This is a genomic window from Ruegeria sp. BE9 (assembly GCF_056538765.1).
Genome location: NZ_JBQFTS010000002.1, coordinates 835,515 through 848,868 on the forward strand (window position 1 = coordinate 835,515; position 13,354 = coordinate 848,868).

At 54.3% G+C, this 13,354-nt stretch carries 10 protein-coding genes; 2 read left to right on the forward strand and 8 right to left on the reverse strand.

Features of this window, described 5'->3' with window-relative positions; genetic code table 11:
- Window positions 1-9: 9 nt before the first annotated feature.
- The 3 genes from phnY to ACR0EO_RS10715 are packed head-to-tail and all read right to left on the reverse strand — an operon-like array spanning window position 10 to window position 3,922.
- Window positions 10-1,458 (reverse strand): phosphonoacetaldehyde dehydrogenase, encoded by a 1,449-nt coding sequence (gene phnY / locus ACR0EO_RS10705; RefSeq protein ID WP_480689658.1) that lies wholly within the window; start codon window positions 1,456-1,458, stop codon window positions 10-12.
- A gap of 12 nt (window positions 1,459-1,470) precedes the next feature.
- A complete protein-coding gene (phnA, locus tag ACR0EO_RS10710) occupies window positions 1,471-2,715 on the reverse strand; it encodes a phosphonoacetate hydrolase (protein WP_480689659.1) in 1,245 nt (414 codons plus the stop codon).
- Window positions 2,716-2,734: 19 nt separating this feature from the next.
- Window positions 2,735-3,922 (reverse strand): 2-aminoethylphosphonate--pyruvate transaminase, encoded by a 1,188-nt coding sequence (locus ACR0EO_RS10715; protein WP_480689661.1) that lies wholly within the window; start codon window positions 3,920-3,922, stop codon window positions 2,735-2,737.
- A 120-nt stretch (window positions 3,923-4,042) separates the two neighbouring features.
- Here ACR0EO_RS10715 and ACR0EO_RS10720 point away from each other — a divergent pair, with 120 nt between their 5' ends.
- Entirely contained in the window at window positions 4,043-4,927 is an 885-nt protein-coding gene (locus ACR0EO_RS10720; protein ID WP_480689663.1) for a LysR substrate-binding domain-containing protein, read from the forward strand.
- A 29-nt stretch (window positions 4,928-4,956) separates the two neighbouring features.
- Here the strand turns inward: ACR0EO_RS10720 and ACR0EO_RS10725 are convergent, their stop codons facing one another.
- The 3 genes from ACR0EO_RS10725 to ACR0EO_RS10735 all read right to left on the reverse strand — a co-directional run bounded on the left by ACR0EO_RS10725 (window position 4,957) and on the right by ACR0EO_RS10735 (window position 9,260).
- Window positions 4,957-6,978, reverse strand: coding sequence for a putative 2-aminoethylphosphonate ABC transporter permease subunit (locus ACR0EO_RS10725; protein WP_480689665.1), 2,022 nt, complete (start codon window positions 6,976-6,978; stop codon window positions 4,957-4,959).
- A complete protein-coding gene (locus ACR0EO_RS10730) occupies window positions 6,975-8,108 on the reverse strand; it encodes a putative 2-aminoethylphosphonate ABC transporter ATP-binding protein (RefSeq protein WP_480689667.1) in 1,134 nt (377 codons plus the stop codon). The genes ACR0EO_RS10725 and ACR0EO_RS10730 overlap by 4 nt, the downstream gene beginning before the upstream one ends.
- Before the next feature lie 132 nt (window positions 8,109-8,240).
- On the reverse strand, window positions 8,241-9,260 hold the full coding sequence (locus ACR0EO_RS10735) for a putative 2-aminoethylphosphonate ABC transporter substrate-binding protein (RefSeq protein WP_480689669.1): 1,020 nt from the start codon (window positions 9,258-9,260) through the stop codon (window positions 8,241-8,243).
- 386 nt (window positions 9,261-9,646) lie between these two features.
- Here ACR0EO_RS10735 and ACR0EO_RS10740 point away from each other — a divergent pair, with 386 nt between their 5' ends.
- Window positions 9,647-10,831 (forward strand): aminotransferase class I/II-fold pyridoxal phosphate-dependent enzyme, encoded by a 1,185-nt coding sequence (locus ACR0EO_RS10740; RefSeq protein ID WP_480689671.1) that lies wholly within the window; start codon window positions 9,647-9,649, stop codon window positions 10,829-10,831.
- A 62-nt stretch (window positions 10,832-10,893) separates the two neighbouring features.
- On the opposite strand, the gene ACR0EO_RS10745 is transcribed toward ACR0EO_RS10740, so the two are convergent.
- Together ACR0EO_RS10745 and ACR0EO_RS10750 are read right to left on the reverse strand one after the other, a co-directional pair.
- The gene (locus tag ACR0EO_RS10745) at window positions 10,894-11,181 is read right to left on the reverse strand and encodes a DUF1330 domain-containing protein (protein ID WP_480689673.1); all 288 of its coding nucleotides are present in this window, start codon (window positions 11,179-11,181) and stop codon (window positions 10,894-10,896) included.
- Window positions 11,182-11,312: 131 nt separating this feature from the next.
- Window positions 11,313-13,187 (reverse strand): DUF3604 domain-containing protein, encoded by a 1,875-nt coding sequence (locus tag ACR0EO_RS10750; protein WP_480689675.1) that lies wholly within the window; start codon window positions 13,185-13,187, stop codon window positions 11,313-11,315.
- Between the last annotated feature and the right edge of the window lie 167 nt (window positions 13,188-13,354).

Consider the following 13,354-nt stretch of genomic DNA (forward strand, 5'->3'; position numbering starts at 1 on the left):
GGCGGGCCGTTACCCTGGCCATGGCAGAGAGTATGTTTTGACGTTGGTGAAGAACTTCATGGCTTCGATGACGCCTTCTTTGACGCCGTTACCACTGTCCTTGATGCCGCCGAACGGGGACATTTCGATGCGGTAGCCGGGTTGTTCCCAGATGTTGCAGGTGCCGACGTCCAGACCGTTGATATAGGCAATCGCGCGGTTCAGGTCGTTAGTGCACACGCCCGAAGACAGGCCGAATTCCGTGCTGTTGGAAATCGCCATCACCTCTGCGTCATTGTCGGGCACGCGGACGATGGGGACGATTGGGCCAAAGGTTTCTTCCATCACCAGTTCGCTGTCATGGGGCACCTTGTCGATCACGATTGGCGGTAGCAACGCACCCTGACGACCAGGGTGATAGAGGATTTCCGCCCCCTCTTCCTCGGCCATGTAGACGCGTTTTTCGAACAGCTCGGCAGCCTCGGCATGGATCACGCAACCCAGCTCGGTCTCGGGATCCTGCGGATCGCCAAACTTGATCTTCTGGGCCTTTTCCAGCACCAGCGGCACGAACTTGTCGGCCACGCTTTCCTGCACCAGAATGCGTTTGATCGCGGTGCAGCGCTGACCCGAGTTGCCGGTAGCTCCAGCCACGGCGATGGTCGCCGCTTTCTCCAAATCAGCATCACTCAGATCGTTGAGAACGATCAGGGGGTCGTTGCCACCCAGTTCCAGTGCCTGACGTTTATAGCCCGCTTTTGAAGCGATCATCTTGCCTACCGGAACACCACCCGTGAAGGTGATGATGTCGATGTTCTCGTTGGTGATCATCTCGTCGCCAATATCCTGCGGCCAGCCGGTGACCACCTGGAACATCTCGGGCGGCAGACCGGCCTCATAGAGGATATCCGCCAGTGTCAGGGCGGTCAGCGGGGTCAGCTCGGTCGGTTTGCACACCATGCAGTTGTTGGTCGCAATCGCGGGCGCGATCTTGTGGCTGACCATGTTCAGCGGGTGATTAAACGGGGTGATCGCACTAATGGCTTTGACCGGTTCACGCTTGGTGAAGATCCTACGCTCTTTGCCGTTGTGAGTCAGATCGCATGAGAAGATCTCACCATCGTCTTTCAGCGCTTCGGCGGCAGCGAACTGATAGACGTCCTGCGCGCGTTTGGTCTCGTAGATCGCGTGCTGGTGGCAGATGCCCAGTTCCAGCGTCAGCCACTTGGCCAGATATTCGCGCTTTTCGCCGATCAGTTCCCCTGCGCGCTGCAGGATCTGGCTCCGTTCATACCGGGTCAGCTTGGGCGTATAGTTCGCTGCGATCGCGAACGCCTTGCGGGCGTGCTCGGCCGTGCCCGCAGGCACATGGCCAACCACTTCGTTGGTGTATGGATAATGCACGGGAACGGTAGCATCGGTGAAGACGACCTCTCCACCGATGCGCATCCCCTCGTTACGAATGTCGGATGTGTTCATGATACCGTCCATTTACTGAGCCGCCGCTGTGGTGGCGTAGAAAAACGCGTCAAAGTTCCGTAGCTCGGGCGCGTTGCCCAGATCAATGACGCGGTTGACGATGAAGGGTACTTCCTGCTCGGTCAGGCCGCCATGGCTGCGCAGCGGTTCCTTCAGTGCGGCCAGATCGTGGCGATCAGCTGAGGTACCAATGGTCATGTTCTCGCCCGAGATCATGACGATGTCGCCAATCCTGTCGGCGGGCAGCTCAAAACGTTTGATCGCCTCTTCCTTGTCGACCACCAGGATCATGTCCTCGATGGCGTCCAGCTTGGCCATGATGTCGGCCTTGTCTGCACCTTCCGGCAGGTATGCAGTCGCAAACGCACCCAGCGCTCCGTGGTGCACAACATACGGGTCAGTGATCGGCAGAATGACGCGGGCGGCGTCTTTGCCCAGCCATTCGTCCATCAGGTCCTGCGCATAGATGACGTTCGGGGTGCCGTCGGCGCTGTGCTTGGGCTTCATGCCGTGATCGGCGGTGATGACAATGGCGGCGCCAAGCTCGTCCAGCTGCGCCAGGTACTTGTCGAACATGGCATAGAAATCCAGCGCGCCCTGCTGATCCGGGGCGAACTTGTGCTGGATGTAGTCGGTCGTCGACAGGTACATGATGTCCGGCTTGAATTCTTTCAGCAGCTTGACGCCTGCCGCGAACACGAATTCGGACAGCTCAGCCGAGTAAACCTCGGGGACTGGCATGCCGAGCCATTCGCTGGCGTTATCGATGCCGTGCTCGGCCTTGGTGGTCTCACCCGAACGTTCGGACGAAAACGCAACCGCGCGGTCTTCGTCAAACTTCAGGCCGGCGCCCAGTAGAGCGCGCAGCTTGTCCTTGGCGGTAACCATGGCAACGCGGTACCCGGCATCGTAGAATTGCGAAAAGATCGTCGGCGCGCGCAGGAAGCGCACATCGTTCATCATCACCTCTTCGCCGCTGTCCGGATCGATCAGGTAATTGCCGCAGATGCCGTGCACAATTGGAGGACGGCCCGTCGCAATCGACAGGTTGTTGGGGTTGGTGAACGACGGGATCACCGAATGCGCCAGACGGTCAGTGCCAGTCTTACGAATACGCTTGAGCGTCGGCATCAGCCCTTTGGCAATGGCAACCTCAAGATATTCCGGCTCGCAACCGTCAAGACAAATGGCAATCGCCGGAACCTTGGGCTCGGGATAAACACGCTCATTCGCGGTAATCGGAGTGTGCAACGTCATGGTGGGAAGTCCTCTATTATTAAGCGGCCAATTTGGCGCGTTCTTTCAGTGCCTGAACCGGAGGGGTCGCGCTGACGACTCCCATCTCGGCCAGTGAATCCTTTGCAGCAGTCACGACCTGCCGCATTACGTGTTCGTCCATCTGCCCAATGCAGCCGACGCGGAAACTGTCCACCACCGTCAGCTTACCTGGGTAAATGATAAACCCCTTCTCCTTCATCAGTTCGTAGAAACGCGAGAAGACGAACTTTTCGTCTGCAGGGCAGAAGAAGGTTACGATGATCGGGCTCAGCCAGCGGTTCTGTAGCAGCGTTTCAAAGCCCAGTTCGCGCATACCTTCGACCATTACGTCTCGATTGCGTGTATAGCGTCCGCCCCGGCCGGCAACACCGCCCTCGGCCTCGTGCGCCCTCAGCGCTTCAAGGAATGCTGCGACCACATGGGTCGGTGGCGTGAAACGCCATTGGCCGGTCTTCTCCATATGAGACCACTGCGCATGTACATCCAAAGACAGTGAATGACTGTTACCCTTCGCAGCTTCGAGCTCATCTTTTCGGGCAATGATAAAGCCAAAGCCTGGCACGCCTTCGATGCACTTATTGGCCGAGGACACCATCGCTTCATACCGGATCTCGGAGGGTTTGAGTTCGATCGCGCCAAAGGCTGACATTGAGTCGATCAACAGTTTGCGCCCAGCCGCATAAACCGCCTCGGAAATCTCCTCGACCGGGTTCAATATGCCCGAGGACGTCTCGCAATGGATGGCGACGACATGGGTGATTGCGGGATCGTTGGCCAGTATCTCGGCCACCTCTGCACCGCGCGGCGGCAGGTAGTCACCTTTATCCAGAACTAAATGTTCGCGTCCCAGATACTCAAGTGTCTGTGCTGATCGCAGACCATATGCCCCGTTAGCTAGCACCAGCGCCTTGCCGTCGCGTGGAATGAATGAGGCCAGCATTGCTTCGACAGAGAACGATCCGCTTCCCTGCATAGGAACGCAATCATACTCGTCGGCCCCCTCACCAAGCAATTCCAATAGGCTTGAACGCATCTCACGCGTCATGCTGCGAAAGTCATCATCCCAACTGCCCCAATCCCTAAGCATGGCCTCTTTTACTGCATAGGAGGTTGTCAAAGGGCCGGGCGTTAAAAGATATGGTTCGCCGAGGCGAGGGTGTTCGATATTGGCGTTGGAAGGCGTCATTACCATGCTCCAGAAAAGCGTTTTCAAGAACACAATTGCAGCAACCGTAGCTATATGTGAAATTGCAATTATCGATCTAATTATAAGCTCAGCCTATGTACGGTGAATCGGGGATACGCAATGCGACACAGCCAGCTCAAAGCCTTTCATTATGTGGCAAAACATGGCGGATTTTCGCGTGCTGCAGAGGCACTTTTTCTGACCCAGCCGGCGATTTCCGAGCAGGTGCGAAAGCTTGAGCAAGATCATGATTTGCTGTTGTTCCAGCGCGAGCGGAAACGCGTAACTCTGACCGCCGAGGGCAAACAGCTTTACAGATACACTAAGCATTATTTTGAGATTGAAGATCAGATTGAGGATTATCTTTCAGAAACCAAGGCCGTGGTGGATGGAGAGTTGCGTATCATCGCAGATTCCGCACACCACATGACAGCATTTCTTGGGCCCTTTCAGAAAAAGAATCCGAACGTCACAATCACCGTGCGCACCGGAAATACCGAAGATATTTTGGAGGAACTCCGGTCTTACAACGCAGAAATCGGTGTTGTGGGCAGCCTTTCTCCAGGGAAGGACATGGACGTTTTAAGCCTTGGATCCACCGAGATTGTAGCCTTTGCCGCGCAGGGAGTTCTTTTGGCATCCAAACCGACCCTTTCTCTTGATGAGCTATCAAACTTACCGCTCATTTTCCGCGAGACAGGATCGAAAACGCGTCAGAAACTGGAAGACGAGGCCAAAAAACACGGCGTTACGTTAAAGCCGGCAATCGTTGCCGAAGGGCGTGAGGCCATACGGGAACTTGTCGCGTCTGGTGCAGGTATCGGTTTTGTTTCTCAGGCGGAATATGGACACGATGACCGACTACGCCAGATCAAATTAAAGGACATCAACCTGCAAATGGGGGAAAGCATAATATCGCTGTCGCAACGACGCGAGGTGAAGATTATCCGCGCGTTTATGGAATTTGTACATCGAACTTTAAAAGAAAACCCCGCCAATGGCTAATTGGCGGGGCAGGGTATCGGTGGCAATGGCTAGCGACTTCGCCAGGCTTGCGTGCGTTTCAGAATTCCCTTGGACGCAATCAGGTGAATGATCCGGGCGGCGGCATTTGTGTAAAAGATCATCATGCCCATAGCCGCAGCGGGTGCGATATCTCCGGCATCGTCCATATTGAGCACCGCGATAGACGCGAGCGTGGTTTTGGGAGAATACAGGAATACCACTGCTGAAACGGTCGTCATTGCGTTGACGAACAGATAGATCGATATGTCTAGAACCGCCGGCAGGCAGACCGGAACCGTTACCCGAGCAAACAGCTTCATAGTCGGCTGTTTGAGCGACGCTGATACTGACTCAAATTCACGATCCATTTGCTTTAGGGCGGTCACCGCCGTCAGGTGCGATACGGTGTAAAAGTGTGTGACCGTGCAGATCACCAAAATCGCCATAGTGCCGTAGATACCGTTCAACGGGTTTGAGGGGTTGTTGAAAAAGAAGATGTAGGACAAGCCCAGCACCATGCCGGGAATTGCCATCGGCAACATCGCGAACATCTGAAAAATCGATCTGCCAGTGCGGAAGCCTTTGGACTTCTCAACCAGATAGGCGCCAAAGAACACAACAGTAGTGCCGATCACAGCGGTCAGCAGGGCCAGACGTATCGAATTGAAGTATGATCCCCAGCCGCCGCCATCCATCTTGTCGAACTGATAGTTCCTCAGGCTCAGGCTTAGATCGTATGGCCAGAACTTGATCAGAGCTGCAAACTGGCACACGGCCAGAAGCCCGACGATGAATAGGCCGATCAAGCTGCAATAAACCAGAAACAGGCGATCTGCCTTTGGGTTCGGGGTTGCCTGATACGGCACCGACCGCGCCGACAACAACGCCACCTGTTTTGACTGAACCATGCGATCAATGGCAAACGCCAGGATTGCAGGGATCACCAGTACCACGGACACCACCGCTCCCATCTCAAAATTCTGCTGACCGATCACCTGTTTGTAGATGTCGACCGCGAGAACGTTGAACTGTCCGCCGATGACTTTGGGAAGCCCAAAATCGGTGATCACGAGGTTGAACACAACAAAAGCTGCAGAGATCAGGCCGTATCGTGCTCCAGGAACAGTCACCGTCCAGAAGGTGCGCCACGGGGTCGATCGCAGACTTGCGGCGGCCTCGTAAAGTCGCGCATCCGAAATTGCGAGCGCCGTCGAAATGATCAGGAAAGCGTGCGGGAAGGTGAAAAAGACCGATCCTATCACAATCCCAATCGGGCCATAGATACTTGCACCGAACAACAGTTCTTTGATCATACCCTGATTGCCGAAAAGATATACGAGTGCGATGCCCGGCAATAGTGAGGGAACTAGGATTGGGGCCATCGCGATCAGGCGAAAGACGCCTTTGAACCTCATGCAGCTACGATTGAGGGCATAGGCGAACCAAAAGGCCAACGTCACCGTTACAATAGTGCTGACAACTGCAATCCAAAGCGAGTTCTTGATAGAATTGAACAGCGCGGGCGTAGAGAAGTAGTTTACAAAGTTGTCCAGCCCTCTGGATTGGACGGGGCGTAGTTGCACCCGTCGGAAGGTGTTGGAATCCAGTTCGACCCAATCAGTCCCTTCCTGCAACGTCGACCCGACCAGGAAACGCCCAGAATCCGATGTGTTCCGGATCTGGTACATAACCGGGCTGCGGAAACTGAAGTCGGGGAAAAACCCAGTCACGGGCAAGCGCCCGTCCGAGCCGGTCACAAGATCGGTATCGTCGAACACTTGGGCTTGCTGATTTAGCTCGTCACCCGACAGGATCGTTCCATCAAAAGTTCCCGCCTCATCGCTGACCTGAAACTCGTATTGGGACAGTTCTACCCGATAGGTGGAAAACGATTTGGAAAGCATCGTGTAGAGCGGCAAAGCAAGAGTCACGATCAGGTAAAGCACGATGACCATCATGCTTCCGCGCATCAAGATGTCGTCACGGCTGAGCTTGGGCTTTATTTCCGGCCCTGGGGGGAGGGTGCCGGTGTTGGTGGAAATCGTGCTCATGCCTCGGTCTCCGGAACGTCAAAGGCCATCAGGCGGTCTTCGGGAAGTTCGATCATCATCGTCCGCCCTTCTTCCAACTCAAGGCGTCTTACGGCGTTGATCGAGAAGTCCGCGATAAGCTCTGAAGAGCCAAACCGCTCGTTGCTCAGTCGACACCGCCAGAACGATCCAAGGAACTCCATCTCGGTGATTTGTACTTCGAATGCATTTTCCGGAGTTGTGATTACATCAGGCGCGCCCGGCGACCGAGCACCTTTGCCATGCGGGATGACATCGTCAGGTCGGACGGCAGCAATGATGCGGCTTCCTTTCTGATGGGAATGCTGCGTACATTTTAACAGCGATCCGCCAAGCTCGAGCTTCTGTGGGTCACCGGCAACGGCCGAAAGTTGGTTCATCTCACCGATGAAGTCGGCAACAAACAAGTTCCTTGGATGGCGATAAATCTCGGTGGGCGATCCCACCTGTTCGATCACGCCGTGGTTCATGACCACGATCCGGTCGGCCATTGCCAAAGCTTCTTCTTGGTCGTGTGTAACCATCACTGTGGTTACGCCAAGTTTGCGTTGCAACTCTTTGATTTCGTGTCGTAAATGAACGCGTACCTTTGCGTCCAATGCAGACAGTGGTTCATCTAACAATAGCAGGCCGGGTTTGGTTGCAATGGCACGAGCAAGGGCAATTCTCTGTTGCTGCCCGCCCGACAATTGTGCCGGATATTTTTTACCCTGATCCGGCAGGCCGACCAGATTGAGCAGTTCGTTTACACGGACAGCGATTTCAGACTTGCTGCGGCCCGAGTTTTCCAGACCGAAGGCGATGTTCTTTTCAATCGTGAGGTTCGGAAACAGAGCGTAAGACTGAAACACGATCCCAAAATCACGCTCGGACGGGGGGAGGTTGGAGACGTCTTTTCCGTCCTGCATGACCGTGCCCTGGGTCTGTAAATCCAGTCCGGCTATGGCGCGCAGGAGGGTTGTTTTTCCGCAACCAGATGGGCCCAGAAAGCAAACAAATTCGCCTTCGTTGATTTCCAGCGTTATGTCCTTGAGTGCAAGAAAGCTGCCGAACGCTTTCCACAAATTCTGGATACTGAGATACAGTTCACCGGGAGGTGTTTTCTGAAGCACGGGAGAGGTCCTCACATCTGCACCTCGGGCACGGCTGATCCGGGCCGGGCATTGCCTGGTGCGCAAGTCACGTTTTTTGGGAATAGAAAGTGGAGCGCAGGAGAGGCAAAAGCACCTCTCCTGCAATTGTGTTTATTTCGCTTCCGACTTTCCGTCATAGCGAGACTGCCATTCCTTCAGGATTGCCGCGCGATTGTTGGCAGCAAACTCAAAATCATTGTCAATCATTGCATCCAAAAGGCCCTCTGGGAAGTGCTCTACCGGTTTTGCGATGCCGGGATAGGCCACAACCGCATAGCCGGTGTTGTACATCTCGTTGGCGTCTTTAGTGACTGTGAAATCAACCAGTTTCTGGGCGGCTTCCAGATTTGCCGTCCCTGCGACGATGGCGGTTGCCTCCATATCCCAACCTACACCTTCGGACGGGACGATGATCTCAAGTGGTGCACCGTCCGCCTTGGACTTGGCACCGCGGAAGGCAAACGAGATACCGATCGGGATTTCGCCCGCTGCGGCCAGCTTGCAGGGTTTGGAACCTGAGTGGGTATAGCGCGCAATGTTTTCGTGCAGCGCATCCATGTATTCCCAGCCGCCTTCTTCACCAAACATCTGCAGCCAGCTAGAAACATCAAGGAACCCGGTGCCCGACGAGTTCGGGTTCGGCATGATCACCTGATCTTTGTACATTGGATCGGTGAGGTCCTTCCATGATGTCGGTGGCGTCAGCCCAGCCTTTTCGGCCTCGACAGTGTTATAGCAGACGGATGCAACCCAAGCATCCATGCCAACCCACGCAGGTGGATTGTCACCGTCAACGAATTTCGGATCCAGGTTCTCTACACCCGCAGGGGCGTAAGGCTCTAGCATGCCCTCGGATTTAAGTAGCAACAGAGAGGTTGCCGCCAGCCCCCATACGACATCTGCCTGCGGGTTATCCCGTTCGGCCAGCAACTTGGCTGTGATGATGCCGGTTGAATCGCGAACCCAATTGATCTTGATGTCAGGATTGCTTTGGTTGAACGTCTCGGCGTACCGGGCCAGGTCTTCCGCCTCTACGGCGGTGTACACTGTCAACTCTGTTTCCGATGCTGCAACCGTCGCGGTCAGTCCGCTGACGGCCAGAGCTGCAAGAAATGATTTCGCGTGTTTCATTGTTTTCCTCTGTTGGTGAGTTTTATGACGGGTTCGCCATTCTATCGCGGCGATTGAATTTGCGTTTGCCCCGGCAGTTTGACAGATTAGTTCTTCAAGAAAAATCGATTATACCTTCCACATTATAAGTTTACCCTATGGATTGGATCAGTGCCGCGATCTTGCCATTAGAACTTGGGTTGAGGAGGGGCGGGCGTATTTATTCCCTAAGCAAACGCGTAAACGAGAGCTTTTAAGGCTCTTTTTGCAAGGTTTTCTCGGCATTTAAGCGGCTAAGGAATGCGGGCCGCTGCAAAATGTCGGCAAATCTGGTACGTCTAGAGCCGTTCGGCTCGGCAGGGTTTCTGCTCTGATCGCACAGCTGAAACCGTCGCAGGGAGGATTTTATGTCTATTACTGCCCAACGCGCGAGCAATGCAGCGCATTCAATACGAAAAGTCGAAGCTTTCTTTAATTCATATCATGCTGCGGTGAAGGAAACGCCCGCAGTTGCGGACTTCACATTCGGTAACCCGCACGAAATGCCATTGCCGGGCGTCGTCGGTGCATTGAAAACACATGCTGAACCTCAAAGAGTGGACTGGTTTGCATATAAGACCAACGAAGCGGACCCGTGCGCGTTTCTGGCAAGCGCGTTAACTACGGAGTTGGGGCTTCCGTTCGAGGCCGAAGACATTGCGCTCACAAAAGGTGGATTTGGGGCAATCAAGATGTGCTTTACGATGCTTCTTGAGCCAGGCGATGAGTGCATCGTCCCTTTGCCCGGGTGGTTCTGTTATGGGGCTATGCTAGCCGCGGCCGACGCCAAAGAGGTGCAGGTGCCTTTGGATCCGGACAATTTCGATCTTGACCTGGAGGCTATTGCAAGCGCCATTACTCAGCGCACAAGGATCGTGGTTGTTAACACGCCGCATAATCCGACAGGACGCATTTATTCGCGTTCAGACCTGCAGCAGCTCGCGGAACTGCTAGAGGCTAAGTCTGCTGAAATCGGCCACCGCATTTGGATTTTATCCGACGAGCCTTATCGCCGCATTCGTTTCGACAGCATTGGCTTTACCACCCCGGCTGCCGTCTATCCGCATACGCTGATCGCGTATTCTTATGGGAAAGTTCTGCTCGCTCCGGGTTTGCGCCTTGGGTATCTTGCTATCTCTCCAACCTTACCTGTGGCAGAGCAAGAAGAGCTTAGAACCTTGCGGTTTGCTGTTCAGATGGCTGATGGCTGGAATGTTCCGGATGCTCCGTTGATTTATGCGCTTCAAGACCTCGAAGACGTCTCAATCGACATTGCGGCTCTCGCCCGCCGTCGCGAGCGTATGCTTGGCGCTTTGGGGCAGTGGGGATACAAGATGACCAAGCCAGAAGGCACCTTCTATTTGTGGGGCCGTGCGCCGGGGGGTGACAGCGACGCCTTTGCTGAAAACCTTCGACAGAGCGGGGTCTACGTGATGCCCGGAACGGTTTTCGACCGCCCAACGGATTTTCGAGTTTGCCTCACGGCAACTGACGAAATGATCGAAAACGCGATGCCGGCATTTCAGGCTGCGGTGGACCAATTAAAAGATTGAGATGTCGCAACAGAAATTGAGATGCTGCCAAACCCCAAAGGCTGTTCACGAAGAGGCAGATCTTACAACCCTTCAACAAGAACCAGGTCGGTTTCAGCAATCTTCTCTCTAACCGCTCGGGCATGTGTGTAAGCCTCTGACACATAGAAAGCCTGAGCGGCTTTAAGTGACTCAAATTCGATCACTATGGCTAACCCCTTGGCCGCTCCTTCTCGGTGATCCGGATTGGGATTTCGGACAAGAACTTTTCCGCTGTGCGCCTTGATTGCAGCGCCGGAAAGGGTTTTGAACTCTTCGAAAGCTTCTTTGTCCTGCACTCGGATGTGCGCAATAAGATAGCCTTTTGGCATGGTCGGTACCTCCCTTTTTCGTGTGTCCTTCTTGCAAGGTTCAAAGTTGTATGAGCGAAACTAATTCCACTTCGGGTTTTTGAAACGGCCGAACCTTAGCTTCACAAAAATCGGAAATGCGCTTTTTGAGTTCAGTCTGAGCGAGCATGCCAAATTGGCGAGGTATAGGCGCGTTCCTGAACAGACAGCGGCGCGCCGTCCGGAATCGAAACCCCGAAGACTTTTGCGTCATAAGTTGTCCAACGCGGTGTGGGGATTTGCAGAACCCGCGCATAGTAAAAGGCGCTTTGTGAGGGATCGTAGTCAGGATCTTCCCAAAAGCCTGCCAATATGGCTTGGCCGATGTCGTTCGTCCATGAAGCTGCTGCGCTATCGACTGTATTGCCAACTTCGCCGTCGCAAACTTGGTTGATCAGTTCGCGTCCACCGCAGGCCACATCATAGACGCGTTCTGATGTCGTTCCGTCGGCGTTTAACCACCCTTTGATAATCTGAATGCGATCAAGATTTGCCCCGTCAGGGTCGCGCAACGCCCGAACAACAAATCGAGGCGCACGCCCTTCCGCATCTGATGGCAGGTCAGAACCCATTGGCACGCCATTCTCGTAACCGTAGGCGTCAAAATCGCCGCGTGGCAGGTCAGATGTTTCGAAATCATATCCAGCAAATACTCGAACTCGGATACGTGGCCCTGTTGTTGCATAAACCTCTTTTCGCGCCAGCGCGTCCCAAATGGCTTCTCGCGTGTTCTCTCTAGCCCAGACGGCCGCAAGGCCGGACGCAGAGGTTTGCCAAGCATATTGTGCAACCGAGGTGTCCCCTCCGATGCCGCCGACAACCTCTTCAAACCGTACCGGGTCGGCGGTTGGTTCTACTGCAGCAACTTTGCCAAAAAAGTTGTCCTCTCCGACTGTTGAAAGAGACGTGTGAGAGTCCGTTGAACCGATCACGCCAAATTTGAACGGGTTGATCCCTGTTTTCTCTTCGTAAGCCAATCCCCTTCGCAATGCAGATCGCGCATACTCTCGCGGTAGCATGTCAGGCGTTTTGGGTTCTGGTCCAAGTTGACCTTTGTCCCAGGTCTCAAAATCAGCAAACGCGTCGTCCGGAGAAAGCATGGGATGGGTTTCTCCGTCGCCCTTCATCTGAGTAATTTCGTAAAGTGGCTCCCAACGTGCGCGTTGCTTGAAATACTCAACATCGTATGGCTCGCCTGAAAGCCTAACTTCGTCGAACATCAAGCCGTTGGAAAGGTTGCCGTTGTGAGGAATAGCCAAGAGTTTCTGGCCAGTCGTTACCTCGGCCCGCTCCATCCATTGCCATAGGTCTTCTGGGTCAAAGCTATCAAAGTTTGAAAACGGTATGATCTTGTCGGCACCTTCTTTCCCACCACGAAAGATGACATTCCGATGCAAGTTGTTGCGGCCGGGATTCGACGTCCACTCAAAACCAATCAGCGCTGTAAAGAAACCGGGCCTATTATGAGCCTCGGCTGCTTCGGTGATGTTACTCCAAGCGCTTTCGTAGATCTCTGGATAGTCGGCTAAAGGGTCTTCGCCACTGGACTTGGCCTGGCTCCATATAGACCATGCGCCTGCTGGATCTCCTGCTTCGACGGCAGCGTTAAGTTGTTGGCCAAATTCTGTAGAAAGAAGGACTTCGTCTTTAGCGACCAAGAGGGGGGCAAGGCCAAGGTTCTCGGCGTGATCGGCAATTACGAGAAAATCCAAAGGGCGTCGCAACCGCGCTTCTACGCCTGTGCTCGACGTGACAACCTCGCCCTTTGCAAAACGATACGCCTCATCCGGGCCAAGCGTATTTCCAATCATACCAGCATCGGCAGAGTAGGTGGTGTGAAGGTGTGTATCGCCAAAGAAAACCTGATTTGGAAAGTTCTGCGCGGGGTAGGGCGAATAGTTTCGGTTGCCCGGTTGGGTGCTCGGCACGTCTTCTGCGACTGCAGTGCTGGCGAATAGAAATTGCAAAATTACAAAAAAACGGAGCATGTTCCCCTCCAAAACTTCTGCAGACTATACACGGAACTTGCTATTTTCCGATGAAGTTTGCAGGAGGCTTCCAGAAGGGCCTGAGTTAAGTTGGGGCTAAGAGTAGGCGTTGAGAGACCACGTGGGTCGTGCCCTTTAAAGTGCGAGCTTTCCGTCTGAGCGCAAGA

What these genes read in the sequence shown, in the direction of transcription:
- phnY (WP_480689658.1), bottom strand. Translation starts at nt 1,458, where the DNA reads ATGAACACATCCGACATTCGTAACGAGGGGATGCGCATCGGTGGAGAG.
- phnA (WP_480689659.1), bottom strand. Translation starts at nt 2,715, where the DNA reads ATGACGTTGCACACTCCGATTACCGCGAATGAGCGTGTTTATCCCGAG.
- ACR0EO_RS10715 (WP_480689661.1), bottom strand. Translation starts at nt 3,922, where the DNA reads ATGACGCCTTCCAACGCCAATATCGAACACCCTCGCCTCGGCGAACCA.
- ACR0EO_RS10720 (WP_480689663.1), top strand. Translation starts at nt 4,043, where the DNA reads ATGCGACACAGCCAGCTCAAAGCCTTTCATTATGTGGCAAAACATGGC.
- ACR0EO_RS10725 (WP_480689665.1), bottom strand. Translation starts at nt 6,978, where the DNA reads ATGAGCACGATTTCCACCAACACCGGCACCCTCCCCCCAGGGCCGGAA.
- ACR0EO_RS10735 (WP_480689669.1), bottom strand. Translation starts at nt 9,260, where the DNA reads ATGAAACACGCGAAATCATTTCTTGCAGCTCTGGCCGTCAGCGGACTG.
- ACR0EO_RS10740 (WP_480689671.1), top strand. Translation starts at nt 9,647, where the DNA reads ATGTCTATTACTGCCCAACGCGCGAGCAATGCAGCGCATTCAATACGA.
- ACR0EO_RS10745 (WP_480689673.1), bottom strand. Translation starts at nt 11,181, where the DNA reads ATGCCAAAAGGCTATCTTATTGCGCACATCCGAGTGCAGGACAAAGAA.
- ACR0EO_RS10750 (WP_480689675.1), bottom strand. Translation starts at nt 13,187, where the DNA reads ATGCTCCGTTTTTTTGTAATTTTGCAATTTCTATTCGCCAGCACTGCA.